At 75.2% G+C, this 26,317-nt stretch carries 21 protein-coding genes; 19 read left to right on the top strand and 2 right to left on the bottom strand.

All coding sequences use genetic code 11. From position 1 onward, the window contains the following. Positions 1 to 242 precede the first annotated feature (242 nt). The 8 genes from infC to ACFVXN_RS04300 all read left to right on the top strand — a co-directional run bounded on the left by infC (position 243) and on the right by ACFVXN_RS04300 (position 12,298). A complete protein-coding gene (gene infC, locus ACFVXN_RS04265) occupies positions 243 to 1,346 on the top strand; it encodes a translation initiation factor IF-3 (RefSeq protein ID WP_389227731.1) in 1,104 nt (367 codons plus the stop codon). A gap of 86 nt (positions 1,347 to 1,432) precedes the next feature. Beyond that, positions 1,433 to 1,627: a 50S ribosomal protein L35 gene (gene rpmI, locus ACFVXN_RS04270; RefSeq protein ID WP_389227734.1), complete on the top strand. Its 195-nt coding sequence runs from the start codon at positions 1,433 to 1,435 to the stop codon at positions 1,625 to 1,627. A gap of 61 nt (positions 1,628 to 1,688) precedes the next feature. Further along, positions 1,689 to 2,075, top strand: a complete 387-nt coding sequence (rplT, locus tag ACFVXN_RS04275; RefSeq protein ID WP_389227737.1) for a 50S ribosomal protein L20 — start codon at positions 1,689 to 1,691, stop codon at positions 2,073 to 2,075. A 164-nt stretch (positions 2,076 to 2,239) separates the two neighbouring features. Continuing rightward, complete coding sequence (locus ACFVXN_RS04280) at positions 2,240 to 3,154, top strand: TrmH family RNA methyltransferase (RefSeq protein ID WP_389227741.1); 915 nt, start codon at positions 2,240 to 2,242, stop codon at positions 3,152 to 3,154. A gap of 144 nt (positions 3,155 to 3,298) precedes the next feature. Then, positions 3,299 to 3,973: an RNA 2',3'-cyclic phosphodiesterase gene (thpR, locus tag ACFVXN_RS04285; protein WP_389227744.1), complete on the top strand. Its 675-nt coding sequence runs from the start codon at positions 3,299 to 3,301 to the stop codon at positions 3,971 to 3,973. A 275-nt stretch (positions 3,974 to 4,248) separates the two neighbouring features. Next, positions 4,249 to 5,313 (top strand): phenylalanine--tRNA ligase subunit alpha, encoded by a 1,065-nt coding sequence (gene pheS / locus ACFVXN_RS04290; RefSeq protein ID WP_389227747.1) that lies wholly within the window; start codon positions 4,249 to 4,251, stop codon positions 5,311 to 5,313. Next, the gene (pheT, locus tag ACFVXN_RS04295; RefSeq protein WP_389227750.1) at positions 5,313 to 7,895 is read left to right on the top strand and encodes a phenylalanine--tRNA ligase subunit beta; all 2,583 of its coding nucleotides are present in this window, start codon (positions 5,313 to 5,315) and stop codon (positions 7,893 to 7,895) included. Before pheS ends, pheT begins: the two co-directional genes overlap by 1 nt. Before the next feature lie 266 nt (positions 7,896 to 8,161). Next, positions 8,162 to 12,298 carry an ExeM/NucH family extracellular endonuclease gene (locus ACFVXN_RS04300; RefSeq protein WP_389227885.1) on the top strand — a complete coding sequence of 1,379 codons (4,137 nt, stop codon included), beginning with the start codon at positions 8,162 to 8,164 and terminating at the stop codon, positions 12,296 to 12,298. Between the two features lie 69 nt (positions 12,299 to 12,367). On the opposite strand, the gene ACFVXN_RS04305 is transcribed toward ACFVXN_RS04300, so the two are convergent. Together ACFVXN_RS04305 and ACFVXN_RS04310 are read right to left on the bottom strand one after the other, a co-directional pair. Then, on the bottom strand, positions 12,368 to 13,099 hold the full coding sequence (locus ACFVXN_RS04305) for a DsbA family oxidoreductase (RefSeq protein ID WP_389227753.1): 732 nt from the start codon (positions 13,097 to 13,099) through the stop codon (positions 12,368 to 12,370). Next, positions 13,096 to 14,079: a quinone oxidoreductase family protein gene (locus ACFVXN_RS04310; RefSeq protein ID WP_389227756.1), complete on the bottom strand. Its 984-nt coding sequence runs from the start codon at positions 14,077 to 14,079 to the stop codon at positions 13,096 to 13,098. Before ACFVXN_RS04310 ends, ACFVXN_RS04305 begins: the two co-directional genes overlap by 4 nt. 93 nt (positions 14,080 to 14,172) lie before the next feature. Here ACFVXN_RS04310 and argC point away from each other — a divergent pair, with 93 nt between their 5' ends. The 11 genes from argC to tyrS all read left to right on the top strand — a co-directional run bounded on the left by argC (position 14,173) and on the right by tyrS (position 25,599). Then, positions 14,173 to 15,243: an N-acetyl-gamma-glutamyl-phosphate reductase gene (gene argC, locus ACFVXN_RS04315; RefSeq protein WP_389227759.1), complete on the top strand. Its 1,071-nt coding sequence runs from the start codon at positions 14,173 to 14,175 to the stop codon at positions 15,241 to 15,243. Then, the gene (gene argJ / locus ACFVXN_RS04320) at positions 15,240 to 16,403 is read left to right on the top strand and encodes a bifunctional glutamate N-acetyltransferase/amino-acid acetyltransferase ArgJ (RefSeq protein ID WP_389227762.1); all 1,164 of its coding nucleotides are present in this window, start codon (positions 15,240 to 15,242) and stop codon (positions 16,401 to 16,403) included. Before argC ends, argJ begins: the two co-directional genes overlap by 4 nt. Further along, positions 16,400 to 17,419 (top strand): acetylglutamate kinase, encoded by a 1,020-nt coding sequence (argB, locus tag ACFVXN_RS04325; protein ID WP_389227765.1) that lies wholly within the window; start codon positions 16,400 to 16,402, stop codon positions 17,417 to 17,419. Before argJ ends, argB begins: the two co-directional genes overlap by 4 nt. Next, the gene (locus ACFVXN_RS04330) at positions 17,420 to 18,715 is read left to right on the top strand and encodes an acetylornithine transaminase (RefSeq protein ID WP_389227768.1); all 1,296 of its coding nucleotides are present in this window, start codon (positions 17,420 to 17,422) and stop codon (positions 18,713 to 18,715) included. Continuing rightward, entirely contained in the window at positions 18,712 to 19,644 is a 933-nt protein-coding gene (argF, locus tag ACFVXN_RS04335; protein ID WP_389227771.1) for an ornithine carbamoyltransferase, read from the top strand. The genes ACFVXN_RS04330 and argF overlap by 4 nt, the downstream gene beginning before the upstream one ends. Beyond that, the gene (locus tag ACFVXN_RS04340; protein WP_389227774.1) at positions 19,641 to 20,189 is read left to right on the top strand and encodes an arginine repressor; all 549 of its coding nucleotides are present in this window, start codon (positions 19,641 to 19,643) and stop codon (positions 20,187 to 20,189) included. The genes argF and ACFVXN_RS04340 overlap by 4 nt, the downstream gene beginning before the upstream one ends. Before the next feature lie 58 nt (positions 20,190 to 20,247). Further along, positions 20,248 to 21,510 (top strand): argininosuccinate synthase, encoded by a 1,263-nt coding sequence (locus ACFVXN_RS04345; protein WP_389227777.1) that lies wholly within the window; start codon positions 20,248 to 20,250, stop codon positions 21,508 to 21,510. Further along, the gene (argH, locus tag ACFVXN_RS04350) at positions 21,503 to 22,918 is read left to right on the top strand and encodes an argininosuccinate lyase (protein WP_389227780.1); all 1,416 of its coding nucleotides are present in this window, start codon (positions 21,503 to 21,505) and stop codon (positions 22,916 to 22,918) included. Before ACFVXN_RS04345 ends, argH begins: the two co-directional genes overlap by 8 nt. Before the next feature lie 11 nt (positions 22,919 to 22,929). Further along, the gene (locus ACFVXN_RS04355) at positions 22,930 to 23,517 is read left to right on the top strand and encodes a uridine kinase (protein WP_389227783.1); all 588 of its coding nucleotides are present in this window, start codon (positions 22,930 to 22,932) and stop codon (positions 23,515 to 23,517) included. A 74-nt stretch (positions 23,518 to 23,591) separates the two neighbouring features. Then, on the top strand, positions 23,592 to 24,284 hold the full coding sequence (locus tag ACFVXN_RS04360; RefSeq protein ID WP_389227888.1) for a DNA-3-methyladenine glycosylase: 693 nt from the start codon (positions 23,592 to 23,594) through the stop codon (positions 24,282 to 24,284). Positions 24,285 to 24,336: 52 nt separating this feature from the next. Further along, positions 24,337 to 25,599, top strand: a complete 1,263-nt coding sequence (gene tyrS / locus ACFVXN_RS04365) for a tyrosine--tRNA ligase (RefSeq protein WP_389227786.1) — start codon at positions 24,337 to 24,339, stop codon at positions 25,597 to 25,599. Positions 25,600 to 26,317 lie beyond the last annotated feature (718 nt).

Below are 26,317 nucleotides of genomic sequence, written 5' to 3' on the forward strand. Positions count from 1 at the left end.
ACGGCGTGTCACGTCCCGGGGGCGCCGGGGAGGTCGGGCTCGAGCTCTGGTACTGTGGTCCCCGACTGGCCTGGGCTGACGTGTGTCCGCAAGGAGACGTGCCGACCCAGGTGCACAAGTGGAGTCGATCCCACCTGAGTCCCGACCGCCCGGTTCGCCGGCAGCAGGGTCCAGGTCCCGGTCCTCGGTCGTTCCCCTCGTGGGGGAGCGGCCGGTACGGCGCACCGTTCACGCGGCGCACCGTGGATCCGTCGGCCCCCACCTGTGCCCAGGTTCGGGGGCCTTCCTCGTTCCAGGCGGTCGTCACGACGACTACCGAGGAGCACCACATCAGCGAGCCCCGCATCAACGATCGGATCCGCGTCGCCGAGGTCCGCCTGGTCGGCCCGAACGGCGAGCAGGTCGGCATCGTCCGCGTGGAGGACGCACTGCGCCTGGCCCAGGACGCCGACCTCGACCTCGTCGAGGTCGCCCCGGACGCCCGGCCGCCGGTCTGCAAGATCATGGACTACGGCAAGTTCAAGTACGAAGCAGACATGAAGGCCCGCGAGGCCCGGCGCAACCAGAGCAACACGGTTCTCAAGGAGATCCGCTTCCGGCTCAAGATCGACCCGCACGACTACGGCACCAAGAAGGGCCACGTCGAGCGGTTCCTCGCGGCCGGCGACAAGGTCAAGGTCATGATCATGTTCCGTGGCCGAGAGCAGTCGCGCCCGGAGATGGGCGTGCGCCTGCTGCAGCGGCTCGCGGCCGACGTCGCGGAGCTCGGCTTCATCGAGAGCATGCCGAAGCAGGACGGCCGCAACATGATCATGGTGCTGGGCCCGACCAAGAAGAAGGCCGAGCAGCGCCAGGAGCAGCGTCGTGCCCGCCCCGCCCGCGAGGAGCGCCCCGCGGACGAGCAGGCACAGGACGTCGCGACCGAGGCACCCGTGACCGAGGCGACCGAGGCCCCGGCCCCGGTCGAGACCGCTCCCGCAGCGGCCGCCCCGGCCGCCGAGCCGACCCCGGCCGCGGAGCCCGCCGCGACGACGGCCGAGGACGCCCCGGCGCCCGCGGCCGCTCCCGCACCGAAGGCGGCCCCGGCCCCGAAGGCTGCTCCGGCACCCAAGGCGGCACCGGCCCCGAAGGCCGCTCCGGCTCCGAAGGCTGCTCCGGCCGCCCCGAAGCCCGCCGCTGCGCCCGCCCCGGCCCCCAAGCCGGCGGCAGCCCCGAAGCCCGCCGCGGCCCCCAAGCCGTCGGCGACGCCGACCCCGCGGCCCGCGCCGCGCCCGGCACCGAGCCCGCGCCCCTCGGCACGACCGGCCCCCCGGGGCCAGTCCGCCGGCGGGACGCCGACAGCCTGACCCGCACCACCACGCCCGGACCCCACCGGGACCGGACGGACGAGTCGCGCCCCGGCGCGATGCGACGACAAGGAGAGACGGCAGCCATGCCGAAGAACAAGACGCACTCCGGTGCGAAGAAGCGCTTCCGGATCACCGGGAGCGGCAAGGTCATGCGCGAGCAGGCGAACGCCCGCCACCTGCTCGAGCACAAGTCGAGCCGCCGCACGCGCCGTCTCGCCAGCGACCAGGTCGTCACCCCGGCCGACGCCCCCCGTATCAAGAAGCTGCTCGGCAAGTGACCCGTCGGCGCGCGAGCGCCACGGCAGCACACCGACCTGAGAACAACGCAAGGAGCATCACGTGGCACGCGTGAAGCGGGCGGTCAACGCCCAGAAGAAGCGCCGGGCAACTCTCGAGCGCGCCTCCGGCTACCGCGGTCAGCGTTCGCGCCTGTACCGCAAGGCCAAGGAGCAGGTCACCCACTCCCTCGTGTACGCCTACCGCGACCGCAAGGCGCGCAAGGGCGACTTCCGCAAGCTGTGGATCCAGCGGATCAACGCGGCTGCGCGCGAGCAGGGCATGACCTACAACCGCCTGATCCAGGGCCTGAAGCTCGCGGGCGTGGAGGTCGACCGTCGCGTCCTGGCCGACATGGCCGTGAACGACGCCCCCGCGTTCAACGCGCTGGTGGCGCTCGCCAAGCAGGCGCTGCCGGCCGACGTCAACGCGCCCCGCGCGGCCGCCTGACGTACCGCAGCACCCCGCGCACGCCGGCCTGACCGGCGCCCGCACCGCCGAGACCCCCGGGAGCCACCGCTCCCGGGGGTCTCGCGCGTCTGCCCGCTCGCGCCGGCGGCACGCGGGGCGCCGGGCAGGTGCCGGGCAGGCGTCGGGCAGGGGAGGATGGGGTCGTGCCCCACGCCTCCGCCGACGGTCCCGTCGCCGCCCGCCCCGCCCTCGCCAACCCGCACGCCGACCGGGTGAAGGCCGTGCGCGCGCTCGCCACCCGCGCGGGCCGTCGACGCGCGGGCCGGTACCTGGTCGAGGGGCCGCAGGCGGTGCGGGAGGTCGTGCACTGGGCGCCGCACCTCGTCCACGACCTCTACCTGACGCCGGGTGCGGCGGACCGGTACGCGGAGATCCTCCGCGACGCCGACGCCGCCGGGGTGCGCGTGCACCCGGCCGAGGACGACGTGCTGGCCGCGATGTCGCCGGACGCGCAGGGCGTGCTCGCGGTGGCGTCCGCCGACGAGCCCGGCGCGAGGCACCCCGGCCTGCTCGGTCCGCTGGAGGCGGACGCGCTGGACGCGGTGCTCGCGTCCCGGCCGGCGCTCGTCGCGGTGCTCGCGCAGGTCCGGGACCCGGGGAACGCCGGCACGGTCATCCGGGTCGCCGACGCAGCGGGCGCGGACGCCGTGCTCGTGGTGGGGGACAGCGTCGAGACGACCAACCCCAAGGTGGTCCGGTCCACGGCCGGGTCGCTGTTCCACCTCCCGGTGGTCTCGGGCGTGCCGGTGGGGGACGCGGTGACGGCGCTCCGCGGCGCCGGGCTCACGGTGCTGGCGGCGGACGGCGCCGGGGACCTCGACCTGGACGACCTGCAGGACGCCGCGGCCCGCGCGACCGACGGTGCCGGCGTGCCGGGCGCGGACCTGCGGGCGCCCACGGCGTGGCTGTTCGGGAACGAGGCGTGGGGCCTGCCGGCCGAGGACCGCGACCGGGCCGACGCCGTCGTGCGGGTGCCGCTGCGGGGCCGCGCGGAGTCGCTCAACCTCGGCACCGCCGCGGCGGTCTGCCTCTACGCCTCCTCCCGCGCCCACCGCTGACCGCCCCACCCCGACCCCTGCCCCACCCGCCGAGGTCGGTCGTCCCGGCCGAGGTCGCCCGTCCCACGGGGCGACCTCGGCCCGGACCACCGACCTCGCGCACCGCACGCGCGCACGCTCTCGCGGGTCGGGCATGCTGGGCGGATGCGGGTGTTCGCGGGGCTGTGGCCCGCTCCTGAGGTCCGGCGGCACCTCGCCGCGTCGCTGCGGACCGCTGTCGGGGTCGACGCCGAGGACGCGCCGGGCCGGGCCGGGTCCGAGGGGGTGCGATGGACGGCCGCCGAGAACTGGCACGTCACGCTCGCGTTCTACGGGGACGTGGGGGACGGGCGCGCCGAGATCCTGGCCGGGGCGCTGGCCGACGTGGCGGCGACCACCCGGCCGTTCGCGCTGCACCTGTCCGGCGCGGGCGTGTTCGCGCACCGGACGCTGTGGGCGGGAGTCGGGGGCGACCTCGACGCCGTGCACGCGCTGGTCGCGGCCTGCCGGGACGCCGGCGACGACGTGGGCGCCCGCCAGGACGACCGGGAGCGCTCGCGCCCGCACGTCACGCTCGGGCGGGTCGCACCGGTGCGGGGGAGCACCCGCCGGCGGGACCGTGCCACGCCGACGCCGGACGACCTGCTCGTGCACGCGCTGGCCGTCTACCGGGGCCCGCGGTGGCCGGTGACCGAGCTGGTGCTGGCCGAGTCGCTGCCGGGCGAGGGCCGTGCGGGCGGGCCGCTCTACCGGCCGCTGGGCACCTGGCCGCTGGGCGGTGCCGCGGCGGCACGACCCACCGAGGCGTGGCCCCGCGACGACCGTCCCCGCGACGACTGACCCCGCGAGGCACGCCTCGCCGAGCCGCGCCCGTGCTGTGGCACCATGGCGGCATGCCGTCCGCAGCGCCCCGCCGCCGATTTCCCGGGCCCGTTCCCGGGCCCGTCGCCGGCTGACCGCCGGCGCGCGACGACGGTCCCGCTCGTCCCACGCGGCGAGCGGTGCCCCGGCCCAGGAGCGGGCGCCACTAGACTCGCCCGTTGGTCGGCACGCACGCGCGGCACGCTCGCGCCGGAGTGCGCCCGCCGGCCGCCGCTCCCGCCTGGAAGGTCCGGATGTCCACGCCCGACACACCCCTGTCCCCGCTCGACGTCGACGCGGTCGAGGCCGCCCTGTCCGACGCGCTGGCCGCGTTCGACGCGGCACGCGACCTCGACGAGCTGAAGTCCGCCCGGCTCGCGCACACCGGTGAGCGCAGCCCGATCGCCCTGGCGAACCGCGCGATCGGCGGCCTGGCGCCGGCCGACAAGGCCGTCGCGGGCAAGACGCTCGGCCAGGCCCGCGGCCGCCTGAACGCCGCACTGGCCGCCCGCGAGGAGGTGCTGGCCGCCGAGCGCGACGCCCGCGTCCTCGCCGAGGAGTCGGTCGACGTCACGCTGCCGTCGGACCGCGCGGCCCGCGGCGCCCGGCACCCCCTGGAGCTGCTGCAGGAGCGCGTCGCCGACGTGTTCGTGGCGATGGGCTGGGAGATCGCCGAGGGCCCGCAGGTCGAGGCCGAGTGGTTCAACTTCGACGCGCTGAACTTCGGCCCGGACCACCCCGCGCGCCAGATGCAGGACACGTTCTACGTGGCGGCGCCCGAGGGCGAGCCCGACCCGCACCTGGTGCTGCGCACGCACACGTCGCCCGTGCAGGCGCGGTCGCTGCTGGAGCGGGACCTGCCGGTCTACATCGCGTGCCCGGGCCGGGTGTTCCGCACCGACGAGCTCGACGCGACGCACACCCCGGTGTTCCACCAGGTCGAGGGCCTCGCGGTCGACAAGGGCATGACGATGGCGCACCTCAAGGGCACCCTGGACCACTTCGCGAAGGCGATGTTCGGCCCCGAGGCCCGTACCCGGCTGCGTCCGTCGTTCTTCCCGTTCACGGAGCCGAGCGCCGAGATGGACCTGTGGTTCCCGCAGAAGAAGGGCGGTCCCGGCTGGATCGAGTGGGGCGGCTGCGGGATGGTCAACCCGAACGTCCTGCTCGCCGCGGGGATCGACCCCGAGGTGTACTCCGGCTTCGCGTTCGGGATGGGCATCGAGCGCACGCTCATGCTCCGCCACGAGATCGCGGACATGCACGACATGGTGGAGGGCGACGTCCGCTTCTCCACCCAGTTCCGGGCGGTGATCTGATGCCTCGCATCCCCCTGACGTGGCTCGCCGAGCACGTCGAGCTCCCTGACGACCTCACGGCCGAGCGGCTGGCGGCGGACCTGGTCCGCGTCGGCCTCGAGGAGGAGGCCGTCCACCCGGCCGCGGTGACGGGCCCGCTGGTCGTCGGCCGCGTGGTCGAGCGCGTGCCGGAGCCGCAGAAGAACGGCAAGACGATCAACTGGTGCCAGGTCGACGTGGGCGACCACAACGGCACGGCCGAGGACGGCACCCGCACCCCGCGGGGCATCGTCTGCGGCGCGCACAACTTCGACGTGGGCGACCACGTCGTGGTGGCGCTGCCGGGCACGGTGCTGCCGGGGCCGTTCGCGATCGCGTCCCGCAAGACCTACGGCCACGTGTCCGACGGGATGATCTGCTCGTCGCGCGAGCTCGGCCTGGGCGACGACCACGACGGCATCATCGTCCTGGCGCAGCTCGGCATCGAGGCGGCGCCGGGGACGGACGCGCGCGCCCTGCTGGGCCTCGGCGACGAGGTCCTCGAGATCAACGTGACGCCGGACCGCGGCTACTGCTTCGCGATGCGCGGCGTCGCCCGCGAGTACTCCCACGCGACCGGCGCGGTGTTCACCGACCGCGGTCTCGCGGCGCCGGGTGCGGACGCGGACGTGGCGACCACGGGCGGGTTCCCCGTCGAGGTCCGCGACGAGGCGCCGATCCACGGCGTGCCCGGCGCGGACCGGTTCGTCGCCCGCGTGGTGCGGGGGATCGACGCGAGCGCCCCGTCGCCGTCGTGGATGCAGCAGCGCCTGACCCAGGCGGGCATGCGGCCGATCTCGCTCGCGGTGGACGTCACGAACTACGTGATGCTCGACCTCGGCCAGCCGCTGCACGCCTACGACCTGGCGTCGCTGACCGCGCCGATCACGGTCCGACGCGCCCGCGCGGGCGAGCGGCTCACGACCCTCGACGGCGTGGACCGCGCGCTCGACGCCGAGGACCTGCTCATCACCGACGGCCCGGACGCCGCGCGCGTCATCGGGCTCGCGGGCGTCATGGGCGGCGCGGACACCGAGGTGTCGGCGACGACCACGGACGTGCTGGTCGAGGCCGCGCACTTCGACCCGGTGACGGTCGCGCGCACGGCCCGTCGGCACAAGCTGCCGAGCGAGGCCGCCAAGCGGTTCGAGCGCGGCGTCGACCCGCAGCTGCCCCGCGTGGCGGTCGCGCGGGTCGTCGAGCTCCTCGTCGAGCACGGCGGCGGCACGCCCGACCCGGTGCTGACGGACGTCGACGCGACCACGCCCGCCCCCGTGCTGCGGCTGCCGCTGGCGCTGCCGTCCCGGCTGATCGGCCTGGACCTGGACGCCGCGACGGTGACCGGGTACCTGCGGGCGATCGGCTGCACCGTGGGCGAGGTCGCGGGCACCGGCGAGGACGCCGTCGTCGCGGTGACCGTGCCGACGTGGCGCCCCGACCTGGCGGCCCCGGTCGACCTGGTCGAGGAGGTCGCGCGCCTGCACGGGTACGACGCGATCCCGTCGGTGGCGCCGCGCTCGCCGGTGGGCCTCGGGCTGACCCCGGCGCAGCGTCGCCGGCGGCGGGTCGCGGACGCCCTCGCGGGGTCCGGCTGGGTGGAGACGCTGTCGTACCCGTTCGTGGGGACCGCGCAGCTCGACGCGCTCGCGCTGCCGGCGGACGACGCCCGCCGGACGATGCTCCGGCTCGCGAACCCGATGTCGGCCGAGCAGCCGTACCTGCGCACGTCGCTGCTGGTGACGCTGCTGGAGACGGCCCGCCGGAACGTCGCGCGGGGGGCGTCCGACCTCGCGGTGTTCGAGGTCGGGGCGGTCACGCTGCCCCGCCCGGGGACGCCCGCCGCCCCGGTGCCGCCGGTGGCCGAGCGGCCGTCCGCGGACGTGCTCGACGCGATCCGCGCTGCCGTCCCGGCGCAGCCGCGGCAGGTGGCGGGCGTGCTGACCGGCCAGCGGGAGCCCGCGGGCTGGTGGGGCGCGGGCCGCCCGGCCGACCACGCCGACGCGATCGACGCGGTCCGGCTGCTGGGGGAGACCCTGGGCGTCGAGCTGGTCGTCGAGGCCGACGCGGACCGGGCGCCGTGGCACCCGGGCCGGTGCGCGCGGTTCCGGACGACGCACGGCGCGCTGGTCGGCCACGCGGGCGAGCTGCACCCGAACGTCGTGCGGGCCCTCGGGCTGCCGGCGCGGGCGTGCGCGTTCGAGGTGGACCTCGACGTGCTGCTGGCCGCGGCGCCCGCGGGGGAGGTCGTCGCCCGCGAGGTGTCGACGTTCCCGGTCGCGAAGGAGGACGTGGCGCTCGTCGTGTCGGCCGACGTGCCGGTCGCGGAGGTGCTCGCCGCCGTGCGGGCCGGTGCGGCCGCGAGCCCGACGGGGGACGTGCTGGAGAGCGCGCGGCTGTTCGACGTCTACACGGGCGAGCAGGTCGGCGAGGGCCACCGGTCGCTGGCGTTCGCGCTGCGGCTGCGTGCCGCGGACCGCACGCTGACGGCGGACGAGACGGCCGCGGTGCGCGCGGCGGTCGTCGAGGAGGCGGAGCGCCGGTTCGGCGCGACCCTGCGCGCCTGACCCGCCCCGACGGCCCCGGCCGGCACCCGCACGGTGCCGCCCGGGGCCGTCGTGCGTCCGCGTGCGCCGCGCCCGTTCACCCGTTCGCAACCTGCGGGTCCCCCGGACGTGGTTGCCTGATCGGACATACCGCCCATACGTTGACTCCGGCTGTGTGACGTCTGTGACACACGCACGAGGCATCGGGCCCGGGGGATCGGAGAACATCGGTGAGCGCTGCACGCGTACGGAGCAGGTGGGCGGCGAGTCTCGTCGCCGTGGGGGCGATGGTGGGGGCGCCGGTGCTGGCGGCTCCGGCCGCGCTCGCCGCGGACGACTCGCACACCATCGCGGAGGTCCAGGGGACGGGCGACGCGTCGCCGCTCGCGGGCCAGCAGGTGACCACGAGCGGCGTGGTGACCGCGGTGTACGCCACCGGCGGCTACCGCGGCTACGTGATCCAGACCCCCGGGACGGGCGGCGAGACCGACCCGACCACCCGGACGGCGTCGGACGCGGTGTTCGTGTTCTCGGCGTCGACCGTCGGCTCGGTCGCGGTCGGCGACCACGTGCAGGTCACCGGCGCCGTGTCCGAGTTCCAGGGGCTGACCGAGATCACCGTGGCGAACGCCGCGGGCCTGGTGCAGCTGGACCCGGCCGCCGAGCCCGTGCAGCCGGTCACCGGCACCTGGCCGGCGGACGCCGCCGACCGCGAGGCGCTCGAGTCGATGCTCTACCTGCCCACCGGCGACCTGACGGTGAGCAACACCTACAGCACCAACCAGTACGGCGAGGTCGGCCTGGCGGTCGGCACCCAGCCGCTGCTGCAGCCCACCGAGGTCGCCGCGCCGGGGACGCCGGAGAACGCGGCGGTCGCCGCGGACAACGCCGCCCGCGCGCTCGTGCTCGACGACGGCGCGTCCACCAACTTCCTGTCCGCCGCGAACTCCGGCCTGACGCCGCCGTACGTGTCGCTGACGAACCCGGTCCGGGTCGGCGCTGCCGCGACGTTCACCGCCCCGGTGGTCGTGGACTACCGCAACAACGCGTGGAAGCTCAGCCCGACGGTCCCCGTCGACGCGGCGAACCCCGCGACGTCCCCGGTGACGTTCGAGGACGACCGCACCCCGGCCCCCGAGGACGTCGGCGGGGACGTGACGGTCGCGTCGTTCAACGTGCTCAACTACTTCACGACCCTCGGCGCGGACACCGCGTCCTGCGTGGCGTACAGCGACCGCACGGGAGACCCGGTCACGGTCCGCGAGGGCTGCGCGCAGCGCGGCGCCTGGGACCCGGACGACCTGCAGCGCCAGCAGGACAAGATCGTCGCGGCCGTCAACGCCCTGGACGCGGACGTCGTGGGCCTGATGGAGATCGAGAACTCGGCGACGGTCGACGGCGACCCGGACGAGGCGCTGAACACCCTGGTCGCGGCGCTGAACGCCGCCGCGGGCGCCGGGACCTGGGCGGCCGTGCCGTCCTCGACGGAGCTGCCGGCGGCCGCGGAGCTCGACACGATCACCAACGCGCTGATCTACCGCCCGGCGGCCGTCGAGACCGTGGGCGACGCCCGCGCGCTCGGCACGCAGTCCGGTGACGGCCAGGCGTTCGGCAACGCCCGCGAGCCGATCGGCCAGGCGTTCGTGCCGGTCGGCGGCGGCGAGGAGCTGTTCGTCGTCGTCAACCACTTCAAGTCCAAGGGCTCGGCCGGTCCGTGGCCGGGCGACGCCGACACGGGCGACGGCCAGGGCGCGTCGAACGAGTCCCGGGTCCGCCAGGCCGAGGCGCTGCGCGACTGGGTGCCGACCGTGCAGGGCGACGCGGAGTCGGTCGCGCTGGTCGGCGACTTCAACTCGTACACGCAGGAGGACCCGCTGCAGGCGCTGTACGCGGCCGGGTACACCGACGCGACGACGGCGCTGGACGCGGGGGAGTACTCCTACTCGTTCTCCGGCCTGTCGGGCTCGCTCGACCACGTGCTGCTGAACGAGGCGGCGCTGGGCCGGGCCACCGGCGCGGACGTGTGGAACATCAACGCCGGCGAGTCCGTGGCGCTGGAGTACAGCCGCTACAACACGCACGGCTCGCTGTTCTACGCCCCGGACGCGTACCGGTCCTCGGACCACGACCCGGTGCTGGTGGGCCTGTCCGCCGGCGACGCGGGCCCGGCCGGTCCGGTCGACCTGACGCTGCTCAACATCAACGACTTCCACGGCCGGATCGACGCCAACACGGTGGCGTTCGCGGGCACGGTCGAGCAGCAGCGCGCGCAGGCCGAGGCGGAGGGCGGCGCGGCCGTGTTCCTGTCGGCCGGCGACAACATCGGCGCCTCCCTGTTCGCCTCGGCGGTCGCCGACGACCAGCCGACGATCGACGTGCTGAACGCGCTGGACCTGGCCGCCTCGGCGGTCGGCAACCACGAGTTCGACCGCGGCTACGCCGACCTGGTCGACCGCGTCATCGCCGACGGCGGCAACGCGCAGTTCCCGTACCTGGGTGCGAACGTCTACGCCACGGGCACCCAGACCCCGGCGCTCGACGAGTACACCGTCCTCGACGTCGACGGGGTGCAGGTCGCCGTGGTCGGTGTCGTCACCCAGGAGACCCCGACGCTGGTGACCCCCGGCGGCATCGCCGACCTCGACTTCGGCGACCCGGTCGAGGCGGTCAACCGCGTCGCGGCGCAGCTGTCCGACGGCGACCCGGCGAACGGCGAGGCCGATGTGATCGTGGCCGAGTACCACGAGGGCGCCGGCGCCGGCACCCCGGACGGCGCGACGCTGGAGGAGGAGATCGCCGCCGGCGGCGCCTTCGCCGACATCGCGACGACCACCTCGGGCGACGTGGACGTGATCTTCACCGGCCACACCCACAAGCAGTACGCCTGGTACGGCCCGGCGACGCCGGACGCCACCGGCGAGTGGACCCGCCCGATCGTCCAGACCGGCTCCTACGGCGAGAACATCGGCAAGGTCACGCTCACCTACGACCCCGCGACCGACGCGGTGTCGGCGCTGGCCGGCGAGAACGTCAAGCGCCTCGCCCCGGCCGCGGGCCAGACCCCGGCCCAGCTGGACGCCGCCCTGGTGGCGCAGTACCCGCGCGTCGCCGAGGTCAAGTCGATCGTGGACGCGGCGGTCGCCGCGGCCGCGGTGGTCGGCAACCAGCCCAAGGGCTCGGTGACCGCGGACATCACCACCGCCTACGCGGGCGGCGGCTACACGGGCGCCGGCGGCACCTACGCCGGCGGCACCCGCGACGACCGCTCGAAGGAGTCCACGCTCGGCAACCTGGTGGCGGACTCGCTGCTGGAGACCCTGGCGTCCGACGAGCGCGGCGGCGCCGACATCGGCGTGGTCAACCCCGGTGGCCTGCGGGCGGAGCTGCTGTACGCGCCCGACGGCACGATCACCTACGCCGAGGCCAACGCGGTCCTGCCGTTCGTGAACAACCTCTGGACCACGACGCTCACGGGCGACCAGGTCGTGACGCTGCTGGAGCAGCAGTGGCAGACCAACGCGGACGGCACCATCCCGTCGCGGCCGTACCTGCAGCTGGGCCTGTCGGACAACGTGTCCTACACGTACGACGAGGCGCAGCCGCTCGGCAGCCGGATCACCTCGGTCACCGTCGACGGCGCGCCGATCGACCGGGCCGCGGAGTACCGGATCGGCACGTTCTCGTTCCTGGCGCAGGGCGGGGACAACTTCCGGGTCCTCGCCGAGGGCACCGGCACCGCCGACTCGGGTCTGATCGACCGGGACGCGTGGATCGCCTACCTCGAGGCCAACCCGGGCCTGACCCCGGAGTTCGACGAGCGGGCGGTCGGCGTGCCGGCCCTGCCCGAGGAGGTCGTCGCGGGCACCGAGCTGGCGTTCCCGGTGACCGGGCTGAACCTCACCAGCCTGGGCGCCCCGCAGAACACGGCGCTCGACGTGCAGCTCGACGGCGCGTCGATCGGCTCGGCGGCGGTCTCCGCCGGCGCCGCGCAGGTGGCCGTCACGGTCCCGGTCGGCACCACGGCCGGGGTGCACACCCTGACCCTGGTCGCCGCGCCCAGCGGCACCACGGTGACGCTGCCGGTGACGGTCGCGGCCGCCGAGGAGCCCGAGCCGGAGCTCACGCCGTCCACGGTGACGCTGTCCGCGAGCCGGTCCAGCCAGTCGTACGGCACCTGGCTGCCGACGCTGCTGGTCTCGCGGGTGCAGGTCGAGGGCACGTGGTTCCCGTCCGGGACGGTCGAGTTCCGCGAGGGCGACCGCGTGATCGGCCGCTCGCCGGTGGTGCTGGGCCTCGCGCTCGGCACGGTGCCGCGCACCGCCCCGGTGGGGCAGCACCAGTACACGGCGGTGTTCGTGCCGTCGAAGCCGGACGTGGTGGCGGGCAGCACCAGCGCGCCGCTGGGCTTCACCGTCCGGCGGTGACCCCCGCCTGAACGACCACGGGCCCCCTCCCGGAGCGATCCGGGGAGGGGGCCCGTGGTGCGTGCGGCGTCAGCAGCCGTCCGGGCCGCACGCCTCCGCGTCGGCCGCGCCGGCGATCGTCGGGATCGCGAGCGGCGGGTTCGCGTCGCGCCACGCCTGGGCGAGCAGCTGGGCGAACACCTCGACGGGCTGCGCGCCGGACACGCCGAGCCGGCGGCCCGCGACGAAGAACGGCACGCCCTGGACGCCCAGCGCGGCGGCCTCGGCCTCGTCCGCCCGGACGGCGCCCGCGCCCGCGTCGGTCGCCAGCGCGGCCCGCACGGCCGCGGTGTCCAGCCCGGCCTCGCCGGCGACCTCGACGAGCACGTCGACGTCGTCCACGACCCGGCCGTGCTCGAAGTGCGCGCTCATCAGGCGCTCGACCACCTCGGCGGCCGCGTCGGCGCCGCCGAGGTCGCCCGCGACGTGCACCAGCCGGTGCGCGTCGAAGGTGTTGGCGGGGACGACGGTGTCGAAGTCGTAGGCGAGGCCCACCTCGGCGGCGAGGGCCGTCACCTGGGCGAACATCTGCCGGACCTGCTCGACCGGCAGGCCCTTGCGCTCGGACAGCATCGCGAGCTCGGTCAGCCCCGGGTGCGCCGAGGAGTGCTCGGCGTCGGGCTGGAGCTCGAAGGAGCGCCAGGTCACCCGGACCTGGTCGCGGTGCTCGAAGGAGTCCAGCGCCGCCGCGAACCGGCGCTTGCCGATGTAGCACCAGGGGCAGGCGATGTCGGACCAGATCTCGACGTGCAGCTCGGTCATGCGGTCAGGAGCACCTTTCCGGTGGTCGCGCGGCCCTCGAGGGCGCGGTGCGCCTCGGCCGCGTCGGGGAGGGGGAACGTCGCGCCGACGCGGACGTCGAGCGTCCCGGCGGCCACGGCGGCGAACAGCTCGTCCGCCCGCCAGGTGAGCTCCTGGCGGGTGGCGGTGTGGTGGCCCAGGGTGGGCCGGGTGAGGAACACCGACCCGGCGGCGTTCAGCCGCTGGGGGTCGACGGGGGGCACGGGGCCGGAGGAGGCGCCGAACAGGGCGAGGCCGCCGCGGGGGCGCAGCGACGCGAGCGACGCGTCGAAGGTGCTGCGCCCGACGCCGTCGAAGACCGTGTGCACCCCGGCGCCGCCGGTGAGGTCGCGCACGAGGGCGGGCAGCTCGTCGGTGAGGTCGGCGAGCTCGGTGTACCGGATCACCTCGGCGGCGCCGGCGGCGCGGGACAGCGCCTCCTTCTGCGGGGTGCCGACGGTGGTGATGACCCGGGCGCCCCGGGCGGACGCGAGCTGGGTGAGCAGCAGCCCGACGCCGCCGGCCCCGGCGTGCACGAGCACGTCCTGGCCCTCGAGCACCGGGAACGTCGACGTCACGAGGTAGTGCGCGGTCAGGCCCTGCAGCGGCAGCGCGGCGGCGACCTCCTCGGTCACGCCGTCCGGCACGCGCAGCGCGACGAGCTCGGGCACCACCACCAGCTCCGCGTACGACGACGGCGCCGACGCCCACGCGACGAGGTCGCCCACGGCGAACTCCCGCACCTCGCGGCCGACGGCCTCGACCACGCCGGCGCCCTCGGAGCCCGGGACGTGCGGGAACGGCATCGGGTACGTGCCGTTGCGGTGGTAGACGTCGATGAAGTTCACACCGGCCGCGCTGGTCCGCACCAGCAGGTCGCGGGGGCCGGGCAGCGGGTCGTCGATCTCGTCGGGGACCAGGACGTCGGGTCCCCCGGGCGCGGTGGCGATGACGGCGTGCATGCGACCTGCAACGGCGCCGGGGCCGGGCGCATTCCGGCGGCGGCGCGCCCGGTCGCCTGCGGGATGAATCGATGTGCAGTTGAGTGTATGGTCATGCACATGTCCTTCTCCGTCGCGATCGCCGGCGCCTCCGGGTACGCCGGCGGCGAGACCCTCCGGCTCCTGCTCGGTCACCCCGAGGCCCGGATCGGCGCGCTCACCGCGCACGCCAACGCCGGCACCCGCCTCGGCGCGCACCAGCCCCACCTGCGGGCGCTCGCGGACCGCGTGCTCACCCCGACCTCCGTCGACGAGCTCACCGGCCACGACGTCGTCGTGCTCGCGCTGCCGCACGGCGCCTCGGGCGAGATCGCCGCGGCGCTCGCGGACCGCGGCGACGGCGCCGTGCTGGTCGACCTCGGTGCGGACCACCGCCTCACCGACCCCGACGCCTGGCGCCGGTTCTACGGCACCGAGCACGCCGGCACCTGGCCCTACGGCATGCCCGAGCTGCTGCACGCGGGGGAGACCACCCCGGCCGCCCAGCGCGCCGCGCTCGCCGCCGCCCGCCGGATCGCCGTCCCCGGCTGCAACGTCACCGCCGTCACCCTCGCCCTCCAGCCCGGCGTCGCCGCGGGGGTCGTCGACCCGACCGACGTCGTCGCCGTGCTCGCGAACGGGTACTCCGGCGCGGGCCGCTCCCTGAAGCCGCACCTGCTCGCCTCCGAGGCGCTCGGCTCCGCGCAGCCCTACGCCGTGGGCGGCACGCACCGGCACATCCCGGAGATCGCGCAGAACCTCGGCGTCGCCGGGGCCGCCGGCGTCCGGCTGTCGTTCACGCCCGTGCTGGTGCCCATGTCCCGGGGGATCCTCGCCACCGTGACCGCGCCGCTCGCGCCCGGGGCGGACGCCGCGTCGGTGCGCGCCGCCTGGCAGACCGCCTACGCGGGCGAGCCGTTCGTCGAGCTGCTGCCCGAGGGCGAGTGGCCGACCACCGGCGCCACCACCGGCGCGAACACCGCCCTCGTCCAGGTCGCGGTCGACGAGGCAGCGGGCCGCGTCGTGGCGATCTGCGCGATCGACAACCTCGTCAAGGGCACCGCGGGCGCCGCGGTGCAGTCCCTGAACCTCGCGCTCGGGCTGCCCGAGCGCACCGGCCTGTCCACCGAGGGAGTCGCCCCGTGACCGTCACCACCCCCGCCGGCTTCCGCGCCGCGGGCGTCACCGCCGGGCTCAAGGCCTCCGGGAAGCCCGACCTCGCGCTGGTCGTCAACGACGGCCCGCTGCAGGTCGCCGCCGGCGTGTTCACGTCCAACCGCGTCGTCGCCGCGCCGGTCGTCTGGTCCCGCCAGGCGGTGTCCGACGGCGTCGCGACCGCGGTGGTGCTGAACTCCGGCGGCGCGAACGCCTGCACCGGGCCCGAGGGCTTTGCGGACACGCACCGCACCGCGGAGCACGTGGCCGAGGTGCTCGGCACCTCCGCGGGCGACGTGCTGGTCTGCTCGACCGGCCTGATCGGCGAGCGGCTGCCGATGGACCTGCTGCTCGGCGGCGTCGACGCCGCGGCGACCGCCCTGACCGCCGACGGCGGCGCGGACGCCGCGACCGCGATCATGACCACCGACACCGTGCCCAAGACGGCGGTGGCCGTCGGCGACGGCTGGTCGGTCGGCGGGATGGCCAAGGGCGCGGGCATGCTCGCGCCGGGCCTCGCCACGATGCTCGTGGTGCTGACCACCGACGCGGTCGTCACCGCGGAGCAGGCGGACGCGGCCCTGCGCGCCGCCACCGGGGCCACCTTCGACCGCGTCGACTCCGACGGCTGCATGTCGACCAACGACACCGTGCTGCTGCTCGCGTCCGGCGCCGGCGGCGTGACCCCCGACCCCGACGCGTTCGCGGCGGCGGTCCGGTCCGTGTCCGCCGACCTGGCCCGCGCCCTGGTCGCCGACGCCGAGGGCGCCTCGCACGACATCGCGGTCACCGTCACCGGCGCCAGCACCGAGGCGGCCGCCGTCGCCGTGGCCCGCGCGGTGACCCGGTCCAACCTGTTCAAGGCCGCCGTGTTCGGCAACGACCCCAACTGGGGCCGGGTGCTCGCCGCCGTCGGCACCGTGCCCGAGGACGTCGCGCCGTTCGACGCCGACCGCCTCGACGTCGCGATCAACGGCGTCCAGGTGTGCCGGGCGGGCGGCGTCGGCGACCCGCGCGACGGCGTCGACCTCGCCGCCGCCCGCGAGGTGCGGGTCGACGTCGACCTGCACGCCGGCGACGCCACCGCGACGGTCTGGACCAACGACCTCACGCACGACTACGTCCACGAGAACAGCGCGTACTCCACATGAGCGACACCCCCGTCGACGACGACTTCGTCTTCAACACCCGCACCGACCTGCGCGCCGACCAGAAGGCCGAGGTGCTGATCGAGGCGCTGCCCTGGCTTCAGCGGTTCGCCGGCGCCCTCGTCGTCGTCAAGTACGGCGGCAACGCGATGGTCGACGACGAGCTCAAGCGCGCCTTCGCGCAGGACATGGTGTTCCTGCGCCAGGTCGGCCTGCGCCCGGTCGTCGTGCACGGCGGCGGCCCGCAGATCAACGCCATGCTCGACCGGCTCGGCATCGAGTCCGAGTTCCGCGGCGGCCTGCGCGTGACCACCCCCGAGGCGATGGACGTCGTCCGGATGGTGCTCACCGGCCAGGTGTCCCGCGAGCTCGTCGGCCTGCTCAACGCGCACGGCCCGTACGCGGTCGGCCTGTCCGGCGAGGACGGCGGCCTGCTGCGGGCCCGCCGGCGCACCGCGACCGTCGACGGCGAGCAGGTGGACGTCGGCCAGGTCGGCGACGTCGTCGAGGTCAACCCCGGCGCCGTGCACGACCTCCTGGACGCCGGCCGGATCCCGGTCGTCTCCACGGTCGCCCCGGACATCGACGACCCCACCCAGGTGCTCAACGTGAACGCCGACACCGCCGCCGCCGCGCTCGCCGTGGCGCTCGGCGCCCGCAAGCTCATCGTCCTGACCGACGTCGAGGGGCTGTACACGAGCTGGCCGGACCGCACGTCGCTGGCCCGCCGGATCCGCGCGGGCGCGCTGGCCGACCTGCTGCCGTCGCTCGACTCGGGCATGCGGCCGAAGATGGAGGCCTGCTGGCGCGCCGTCACCGGCGGCGTCGGCCGCGCCCACGTCATCGACGGCCGGCAGCCGCACTCGATCCTGGTCGAGGTGTTCACCTCGGACGGCGTCGGCACGATGGTCCTGCCCGACGACGAGCCCGTCCCGTCGCCGTTCACCGCGCCGATCCCGCAGGTCGCGAAGGTCGAGCCGCCCGCCCCGCAGATCCAGCTGAACCCGGAGGTGAGCTGAGTGACCGACCAGCACCTGGTCCCCGAGGACGCGCACGCCGACCTGGTGGGCGCCGACTCGGTGGCGCACTGGACCGAGCGCTACGGCCACGCCCTGATGGACACGTTCGGCGCGCCGCAGCGCGTGCTCGTCCGCGGCGAGGGCCCGTACGTGTGGGACGCCGACGGCACCCGGTACCTCGACCTGCTCGGCGGCATCGCGGTCAACGCCCTCGGCCACGCGCACCCGACGCTGACGGCGGCGATCTCCGCGCAGCTCGGCACCCTCGGCCACATCTCCAACTTCTTCGCCAGCCCGACGCAGATCGCGCTGGCCGAGCGCCTGCTGGCGGTGGCGGACGCCCCGGAGGGCTCGCGGGTGTTCCTCACGAACTCCGGCACCGAGGCCAACGAGGCCGCGTTCAAGATGGCCCGCCGGAACGCCGAGGGCCCCGGCGGCGTGCGCCGGACCCGCGTGCTCGCGCTCGAGGGCGCGTTCCACGGCCGGTCGATGGGCGCGCTCGCGCTGACGTCCAAGGCCGCCTACCGCGAGCCGTTCGAGCCGCTGCCCGGCGGCGTCGAGTTCCTGCCGTTCGGGGACACGGCGGCGCTCGAGGCCGCGTTCGACGGCGCGGCGGGCGACCAGGTCGCGGCGCTGTTCCTCGAGCCGATCCAGGGCGAGGCCGGCGTCAAGCCGCTGCCCCCCGGCTACCTGGTCCGGGCGCGCGAGCTCACGCAGGCGCACGGCGCGCTGCTGGTCCTCGACGAGGTCCAGACCGGCATGGGCCGCACCGGCACCTGGCTCGCGCACCAGCACCCGCACCTCGGCGGCGGCATCCGCCCCGACGTCGTCACGCTCGCCAAGGGCCTCGGCGGCGGGTTCCCGGTCGGCGCCGTCGTGGCGTACGGCGAGCGGGCGGCGACGCTGCTCGGCCGCGGCCAGCACGGCACGACGTTCGGCGGCAACCCGGTGGCCTCGGCCGCCGCGCTGGCCACGATCGGCGTGATCGAGCGCGACGGGCTGCTCGCGCACGTGACGGAGCTCGGCTCCTGGTGGCGCGCCGCGATCACCGCGCTCGGGCACCCCCTGGTCGCCGAGGTCCGCGGCGAGGGCCTGCTGATCGCCGTGCAGCTCGCGGCGCCCGTCGCGGCGGACGTCGCGGCGCGCGCCCTGGCGGCGGGGTTCGTGGTGAACCCGTGCACCGCGGACACCATCCGGCTCGCGCCGCCGTACGTGCTGACCCGCGAGCAGGCGGCGACGTTCACGGACTTCCTCGCGGGGCTCCCGCACGACCTCGGCCAGGAGGCGCAGCGGTGACCCGGCACTTCCTGCGGGACGACGACCTGACCGCGGCCGAGCAGGCCGAGGTCCTCGAGCTCGGCCTCGCGCTGCGCGCCGACCGGTTCGCCCGCCGGCCGCTCGACGGGCCGCGCGCGGTCGCGATCATCTTCGACAAGCCCACCCTGCGGACCCAGGTGTCGTTCACCACCGGCGTCGCCGAGCTGGGCGGCTACCCGCTGGCCGTGGACGGCAACCTCGCCCGGATCGGCGTGCGCGAGTCCGTCGCCGACACCGCCCGGGTGCTCGGCCCGCAGGTCGCGGCCGTCGTCTGGCGCACCCACGCGCAGGCCCGCATCGAGGAGATGGCCGCCCACGCCGGCGTGCCGGTCGTGAACGCGCTGACCGACGACTTCCACCCGTGCCAGATCCTCGCGGACCTGCTCACCCTCGCCCAGCACTGGGGGAGCGTGGCGGCCCTGCGCGGCCGGACCCTCGCCTACACCGGCGACGGCTCCAACAACATGGCGCAGTCGTACCTGCTCGGCGGCGCGACCGCCGGGCTGCACGTCCGGATCGCCACCCCGGCCGCGTACCTGCCGGCGGCCGACGTCGTCGCGCGGGCCGCCGCCATCGCGGCGACCACCGGCGGCTCCGTCCAGGTGACCGACGACCTCGCCGCGGCCGTCACCGGCGCGGACGCGGTCGCCACGGACACCTGGGTCTCGATGGGCCAGGAGGACGAGGCCGCGGCGCGCGAGCAGCCGTTCGTGCCCTACCGGCTCGACGCCGCCGCCCTCGCCCTCGCCGCCGCGGACGCGCTCGTCCTGCACTGCCTGCCGGCCTACCGCGGCAAGGAGATCACCGCCGAGGTGCTCGACGGCCCGCAGTCGGTGGTCTGGGACGAGGCCGAGAACCGGCTGCACGCCCAGAAGGCGCTGCTCACCTGGCTCCTGGAGCGGTCGTGACCGGCCTGCCCGCCGACGAGGTCGGCACGACGACCGGCCGGATCCCCGCCACCAAGGCCGCCCGGCACGCCCTGATCCGGGACTCGCTGTCCCGGCAGCAGGTGCACTCGCAGTCCGAGCTCGCGGACCTGCTCGCCCACCAGGGCGTCACGGTCACCCAGGCGACGCTGTCCCGCGACCTCGTCGAGCTCAACGCGGTGAAGATCCGCACCCGCGGCGGCGCGCTCGCGTACGCCGTGCCGGGGGAGGGCGGCGACCGCAGCCCCGCCCCGGTCGCCGACGCCGAGGCCCTCGCCACCCGGCTCGCCCGGCTCTGCTCCGAGCTGCTGGTCACCGCCGAGGCGTCCGGCAGCCTGGTCGTGCTGCGCACCCCGCCCGGCGCGGCGCAGTTCCTCGCGTCCGCGATCGACCACTCCGTCCTCCCGAGCGTGCTCGGCACGATCGCCGGGGACGACACCGTCCTCGTCATCGCCCGCGAGGGCACCGACGGCCCCGAGGGGACCGCGCTCGCCGCCCGGTTCCTCGAGCTCGCGACGACCGGCTGAGCCCGGCCGCACCGCCACCCCCGACCTCCCCGCACCACCGGAACGAAAGAGAAGACACATGACTGAGCGCGTCGTCCTCGCCTACTCGGGCGGCCTGGACACCTCCGTGGGCATCGGCTGGATCGCCGAGGCCACCGGCGCCGAGGTGATCGCCGTCGCGGTCGACGTCGGCCAGGGCGGCGAGGACCTCGAGGTCATCCGCCGGCGCGCGCTCGACTGCGGCGCGGTCGAGGCCTACGTGGCCGACGCCCGCGACGAGTTCGCCGCCGAGTACTGCATGCCGGCGCTGCGGGCCAACGGCCTGTACCTGGACAAGTACCCGCTGGTCTCCGCGCTGTCCCGCCCGGTCATCGTCAAGCACCTGGTGCGCGCCGCCCGGCAGTTCGGCGCGACGACCGTCGCCCACGGCTGCACCGGCAAGGGCAACGACCAGGTGCGGTTCGAGGTCGGCATCACCTCCCTCGCGCCCGACCTGAAGTGCCTCGCCCCGGTGCGCGACCTCGCGCTGACCCGCGACAAGGCCATCGAGTTCGCCGAGCGCAAGAAGCTGCCGATCGCGACCACCAAGCACAACCCGTTCTCGATCGACCAGAACGTGTGGGGCCGCGCCGTCGAGACCGGGTTCCTCGAGGACATCTGGAACGAGCCGACCAAGGACGTCTACACCTACACCGACGACCCGACGTTCCCCCCGGTCGCCGACGAGGTCGTCATCCGGTTCGAGCAGGGCGTCCCGGTCGCGCTCGACGGCGTGCCCGTCACCCCGCTGCAGGCCATCCAGGAGATGAACCGCCGCGCGGGCGCCCAGGGCGTCGGCCGGATCGACATCGTCGAGGACCGCCTCGTCGGCATCAAGTCCCGCGAGGTCTACGAGGCCCCCGGCGCGATGGCCCTGATCGCCGCGCACCAGGAGCTCGAGAACGTCACCGTCGAGCGCGAGCAGGCCCGGTTCAAGCGCCAGGTCGAGCAGCGCTGGACCGAGCTGGTCTACGACGGCCAGTGGTTCTCCCCGCTGAAGAAGTCGCTCGACACCTTCATCGACGACACCCAGCGCTACGTCTCCGGCGAGATCCGGATGGTGCTGCACGGCGGGCGCGCGACGGTCACCGGCCGCCGCTCCGAGACGTCCCTGTACGACTTCAACCTCGCCACCTACGACTCGGGCGACACGTTCGACCAGTCCGCGGCCCGCGGGTTCATCGAGATCTACGGCCTGTCGTCCAAGCTCGCCGCCGCGCGCGACGTGAAGTTCGGCAACGCCGAGGACCTCGGGCAGCAGGGCGGCATCGGTGGCACGGACGCGGAGGGCACCGGTGCCTGAGCAGGCCGGCGCGCTCTGGGGCGGCCGGTTCGTCGGCGGCCCCGCCGACGCGCTCGCGGCGCTGTCCAAGAGCACCCACTTCGACTGGCGGCTGGCGCCGCAGGACATCGCCGGGTCCCGCGCCCACGCGCGCGTCCTGCACGCTGCCGGGCTGCTGGACGACACGGGTCTGGCGGGCATGCTCGACGCCCTCGAGCGGTTGCGCGCCGACGTCGCGTCGGGCGCGTTCGTGGCGGCCGACAGCGACGAGGACGTGCACGGCGCCCTCGAGCGGGGCCTGATCGAGCGCGCGGGCGCCGACCTCGGCGGTCGGCTGCGCGCCGGCCGGTCGCGCAACGACCAGATCGCCACGCTGGTGCGGATGTACCTGCGGGACGAGGCGCGGGTCATCGTCGGGCTCACGCTCGACGTCGTCGACGCGCTCGTCGCGCAGGCCGCCGCCGCCGGCGACGCGGTCATGCCGGGCCGGACCCACCTGCAGCACGCCCAGCCGGTGCTGCTCGCGCACCACCTGCTGGCGCACGCGTGGCCGTTGCTGCGCGACGTCGACCGGTACGTGGACTGGGACCGCCGCGCGGCCGTCTCCCCGTACGGCTCCGGCGCGCTCGCCGGGTCCTCGCTCGGCCTCGACCCGGCGGCGGTCGCGGCCGACCTCGGGTTCGACGGCCCCGTGGAGAACTCGATCGACGGCACCGCGTCCCGCGACGTCGTGGCCGAGTTCGCCTGGGTGTCCGCGATGCTCGGCGTCGACCTGTCCCGGTTCGCCGAGGAGGTCATCCTCTGGTCGACCCACGAGTTCGGCTTCGTCCGCCTGGACGACGCCTACTCCACGGGGTCGAGCATCATGCCGCAGAAGAAGAACCCCGACGTCGCGGAGCTCGCGCGCGGCAAGGCGGGTCGGCTGGTCGGCGACCTCACCGGCCTGCTGACCACGCTCAAGGGGCTGCCGCTCGCCTACAACCGGGACCTCCAGGAGGACAAGGAGCCGGTGTTCGACCAGGTCGACACCCTCACCGTCCTGCTGCCCGCGTTCGCCGGCATGGTCGCGACGCTCACCTTCGACACCGACCGGATGGCCGCGCTCGCCCCGCAGGGGTTCTCGCTCGCCACCGACGTCGCGGAGTGGCTGGTCCGGCAGGGCGTGCCGTTCCGGGTCGCGCACGAGGTCGCGGGCGCCTGCGTCCGGGCCTGCGAGGAGCACCAGCCGCCGGTCGAGCTCTGGGACCTCACCGACGACGAGCTCGCCGCGGTGTCCGAGCACCTCACCCCGGACGTGCGGTCCGTGCTGTCCGTCGAGGGCTCGGTCGCCTCGCGGTCGGCCCACGGCGGCACGGCGCCGGTGCGCGTCGCCGAGCAGCTGGAGCGGGCGCGCGCCCGGTCCGCGGAGCTCCGGGCGTCGGCGTCCTGAACGAGACGACGGTGCCGCAGGGGCACGAGGACGCCGCCGGTGTCGTCGTGCCCCTGCTCCTGTCGACCCCGCCGCGGCTCGGGCCCGTCCGGCTCGTCGCGCTCGACGGCCCCGCGGGGTCCGGGAAGACGACGCTGGCGGCCGCCGTCGCGGACGGCTGCGCGCAGCAGCGCCGGCGCGCCCACGTGGTGCACATGGACGACCTCTACGCCGGCTGGTCCGGGCTGGAGGGCGACATCTGGCCCCGGCTCGCCGCGCAGGTCCTCGAGCCGCTGCGCCGCGGCCGGCCCGGGCGGTACCAGCGCTACGACTGGGTCGCCGGCCGGTTCGCGGACTGGGTCGACGTGCCGGTGCCCGACGTGCTCGTCCTGGAGGGCTGCGGCTCGGGCCGGCGCGCCGGGGCGCGGGACGTCGGCGTCCTCGTCTGGGTCGAGGCCGACGACGCCACCCGCCTCGCCCGTGGCCTGGAGCGCGACGGCGCCGACGCCCGGCCCCAGTGGGAGCGCTGGATGACGGACGAGGCCGCGCACTACGCCCGCGAGGGCACGCGCGGACGCGCCGACGTCCGGGTCGACGCATGGGGCAGGATGGCCCGGTGACCGAGGCCGCGGGCGATAGCGAGACGGACGTGCGGACCGCCGCCGCCCTCGTCGCAGGCGCACCCCGGACCTGGGTGGCCTCCGACGCCGCCGCACCGGGGTTCGTGCCCGCGCGCGTCTGGTACGCCCGGCCCGCGCTGACCCTGGCGCCCGACCTGCTCGGCGCCTACCTCACTGCCCGGTCCGACGACGGCGACGTGACCTTGCGGATCACCGAGGTCGAGGCCTACGCGGGTGCGGACGACCCCGGATCGCACGCCTACCGCGGCCGCACCCCGCGGACCGCCGTGATGTTCGGCGAGCCCGGCCGTCTGTACGTCTACCGGCACCTCGGCCTGCACCACTGCGTGAACGTCGTCGCCGGGCCCGTCGGCACCGCAGCCGCGGTGCTGGTGCGCGCCGGGGAGGTCGTGGACGGCGTCGACCTGGCACGGGAGCGCCGAGCCCGCGCGGGCGTCGTCGACTCCGACCGGCAGATCGCCCGCGGGCCCGCCCGTCTGGCCGTGGCGCTTGGCCTCGACCTGACCGACAACGGCGCCGACGTCACCGAGCCCGACGGCCGGCTCGTCCTGCACCGCCCGCCCGACGCGGTCACCGCCGCCGTCGCCACCGGCCCCCGAGTCGGCGTCGCCGGGCCGGGCGGGGACGCCGCGCAGTTCCCCTGGCGCCTGTGGCTGACCGGGGAGCCCACCGTGTCCGCCTTCCGACCGGCGTATCGCCGGCCGGCGTCGGGAAGCAGCCCGCAGCGCGGGACGACGCCGGCATGACCCGACCCGCCGAGGGCGCGGCCCACCGCCGCGCGACTGCAAGGAGCCAGCTGTGACCCACATCCTCGACGAGCTCGCCTGGCGCGGCCTCGTCTCCCAGACCACCGACCTCGACGCCCTGCGCGCGGCACTCGACGAGGGGCCGATCACGTTCTACGCCGGGTTCGACCCGACGGCGCCGAGCCTGCACCACGGCCACCTCGTGCAGCTCGTGCTCATGCGGCACCTGCAGCTCGCGGGCCACCACCCGCTCGCCCTCGTCGGCGGCGCCACGGGCCTGATCGGCGACCCGCGCATGTCCGGCGAGCGCGTCCTCAACACGAAGGACACCGTCGCCGAGTGGGTGCAGCGGCTCCAGACGCAGATCAGCCGGTTCCTCGACTTCGACGGCGACAACCCGGCGCGGATGGTCAACAACCTCGACTGGACCGGCGAGCTGTCCGCCATCGACTTCCTGCGCGAGATCGGCAAGCACTACCGGCTCGGCACGATGCTCGCCAAGGACACCGTCGCCCGGCGCCTCGCCAGCGACGAGGGCATCTCCTTCACCGAGTTCAGCTACCAGATCCTGCAGGGGATGGACTACCTCGAGCTGCACCGCCGGAACGGGTGCGTCCTGCAGACCGGCGGCAACGACCAGTGGGGGAACCTGCTGTCCGGGGTCGAGCTGATCCGCAAGGCCGAGCGCGCCTCGGTGCACGCGCTGACCACCCCGCTCATCACCAAGGCCGACGGCACCAAGTTCGGCAAGTCCGAGGGCGGGGCCATCTGGCTCGACCCCGAGCTGATGAGCCCGTACGCGTTCTACCAGTTCTGGCTCAACGTCGACGACGCCGAGGTGATCGGCTACCTCAAGGTGTTCACGTTCCGCACCCGGGAGCAGATCGCCGAGCTCGAGCAGGCCCTGGCCGAGCGGCCGGCGGCCCGTGAGGCGCAGCGCGCCCTGGCGTACGACGTGGCGTCCCTGGTGCACGGCGCCGACGCGATCGACAAGGTCATCGCGGCCAGCCGGGCCCTGTTCGGGGGCGGCGACCTCGCCGACCTCGACGCCGGGACGCTCGGCGCGGCGGTCGCCGAGCTGCCGACGGTCGACGTCCAGGTGGGCGACCCCCTGGTGGACGTGCTCGCCGGATCCGGTCTGGTCGCCTCGAAGGGAGCGGCCCGGCGGGCGATCGCCGAGGGCGGCGCGTCGGTGAACAACCGCAAGATCACCGACGAGGCCGCAGTGGTCGACGCCGCCGACCTGCTGCACGGCCGGTGGCTGGTGCTGCGCCGCGGCAAGCGGACCCTCGCGGTGGCGCGAGTCGCCGGCTGACCGACGGTCACCGCGGGAGAGCGGGCAGGGGAGGGCGGTTCGCGGGCGACGCGAGCCGCCCTCCGCCGTCCCGGGTCCACCGACCGCCAGGTGGTTGCGGTTGCGCGACCGAGCGAGGCGGGGGACGCTGGTGGCACGTGACGGGCGTCGCACCGGCGACCGGCACGCAGCAGCAGGGGACACCCGGGTCGGGCCACGCGAAACCGCAGGTCAGCCAGGGTGCGGGGAGCGTGCGGGGCCCGTGAGCCCGCCGGCTTGACGCTGGGCGAAACGTGCGCGTAATGTTCTCCAAGCCGCAGGGAAGGAAGTGACGGCCACCGAGGTTCACCTCGGTAGTCGCTCCCACCGGTGGCCACCCCCTCAGCTCGACCTCAGGCGCTTTTGGCGCCCGATCGGTCGTGCGAGGACCGGGTTCGATGTTCGGCACTGTCCGCAAACAACGCGGACAAAGCCGGTCGGAAAGCCTGGTAGGGTTTCGGAGGTCGGAACGGGAAAGAACAGCCCGGAAAGACGGTCTGAAAGCTCTGGTAGGGTTTGAGGCGAGCGAGTCGCGGGAAACGGCGGCAAAGCGAGCCAGGAACTCTGGTAGATTGGAAGAAGAAGCCTCCGGTCGCGGAGCCCGTAAGGGTGAGTGAGGGATGCGCGTCTGTTCTTTGAGAACTCAACAGTGTGCCTAGTAGTTGATGCCAAGATGGTTCATCGGCTCGGGTGGTCGCCT

This window comes from Cellulomonas sp. NPDC058312, from assembly GCF_042880135.1.
Taxonomy (GTDB): domain Bacteria; phylum Actinomycetota; class Actinomycetes; order Actinomycetales; family Cellulomonadaceae; genus Cellulomonas.

Coding starts and splice junctions, on each gene's coding strand:
- thpR (WP_389227744.1), top strand. CDS start 3,299: ATGCGGGTGTTCGCGGGGCTGTGGCCCGCTCCTGAGGTCCGGCGGCAC.
- argC (WP_389227759.1), top strand. CDS start 14,173: ATGCACATGTCCTTCTCCGTCGCGATCGCCGGCGCCTCCGGGTACGCC.
- rpmI (WP_389227734.1), top strand. CDS start 1,433: ATGCCGAAGAACAAGACGCACTCCGGTGCGAAGAAGCGCTTCCGGATC.
- ACFVXN_RS04345 (WP_389227777.1), top strand. CDS start 20,248: ATGACTGAGCGCGTCGTCCTCGCCTACTCGGGCGGCCTGGACACCTCC.
- argB (WP_389227765.1), top strand. CDS start 16,400: ATGAGCGACACCCCCGTCGACGACGACTTCGTCTTCAACACCCGCACC.
- ACFVXN_RS04300 (WP_389227885.1), top strand. CDS start 8,162: ATGGTGGGGGCGCCGGTGCTGGCGGCTCCGGCCGCGCTCGCCGCGGAC.
- pheT (WP_389227750.1), top strand. CDS start 5,313: ATGCCTCGCATCCCCCTGACGTGGCTCGCCGAGCACGTCGAGCTCCCT.
- ACFVXN_RS04310 (WP_389227756.1), bottom strand. CDS start 14,079: ATGCACGCCGTCATCGCCACCGCGCCCGGGGGACCCGACGTCCTGGTC.
- ACFVXN_RS04305 (WP_389227753.1), bottom strand. CDS start 13,099: ATGACCGAGCTGCACGTCGAGATCTGGTCCGACATCGCCTGCCCCTGG.
- pheS (WP_389227747.1), top strand. CDS start 4,249: ATGTCCACGCCCGACACACCCCTGTCCCCGCTCGACGTCGACGCGGTC.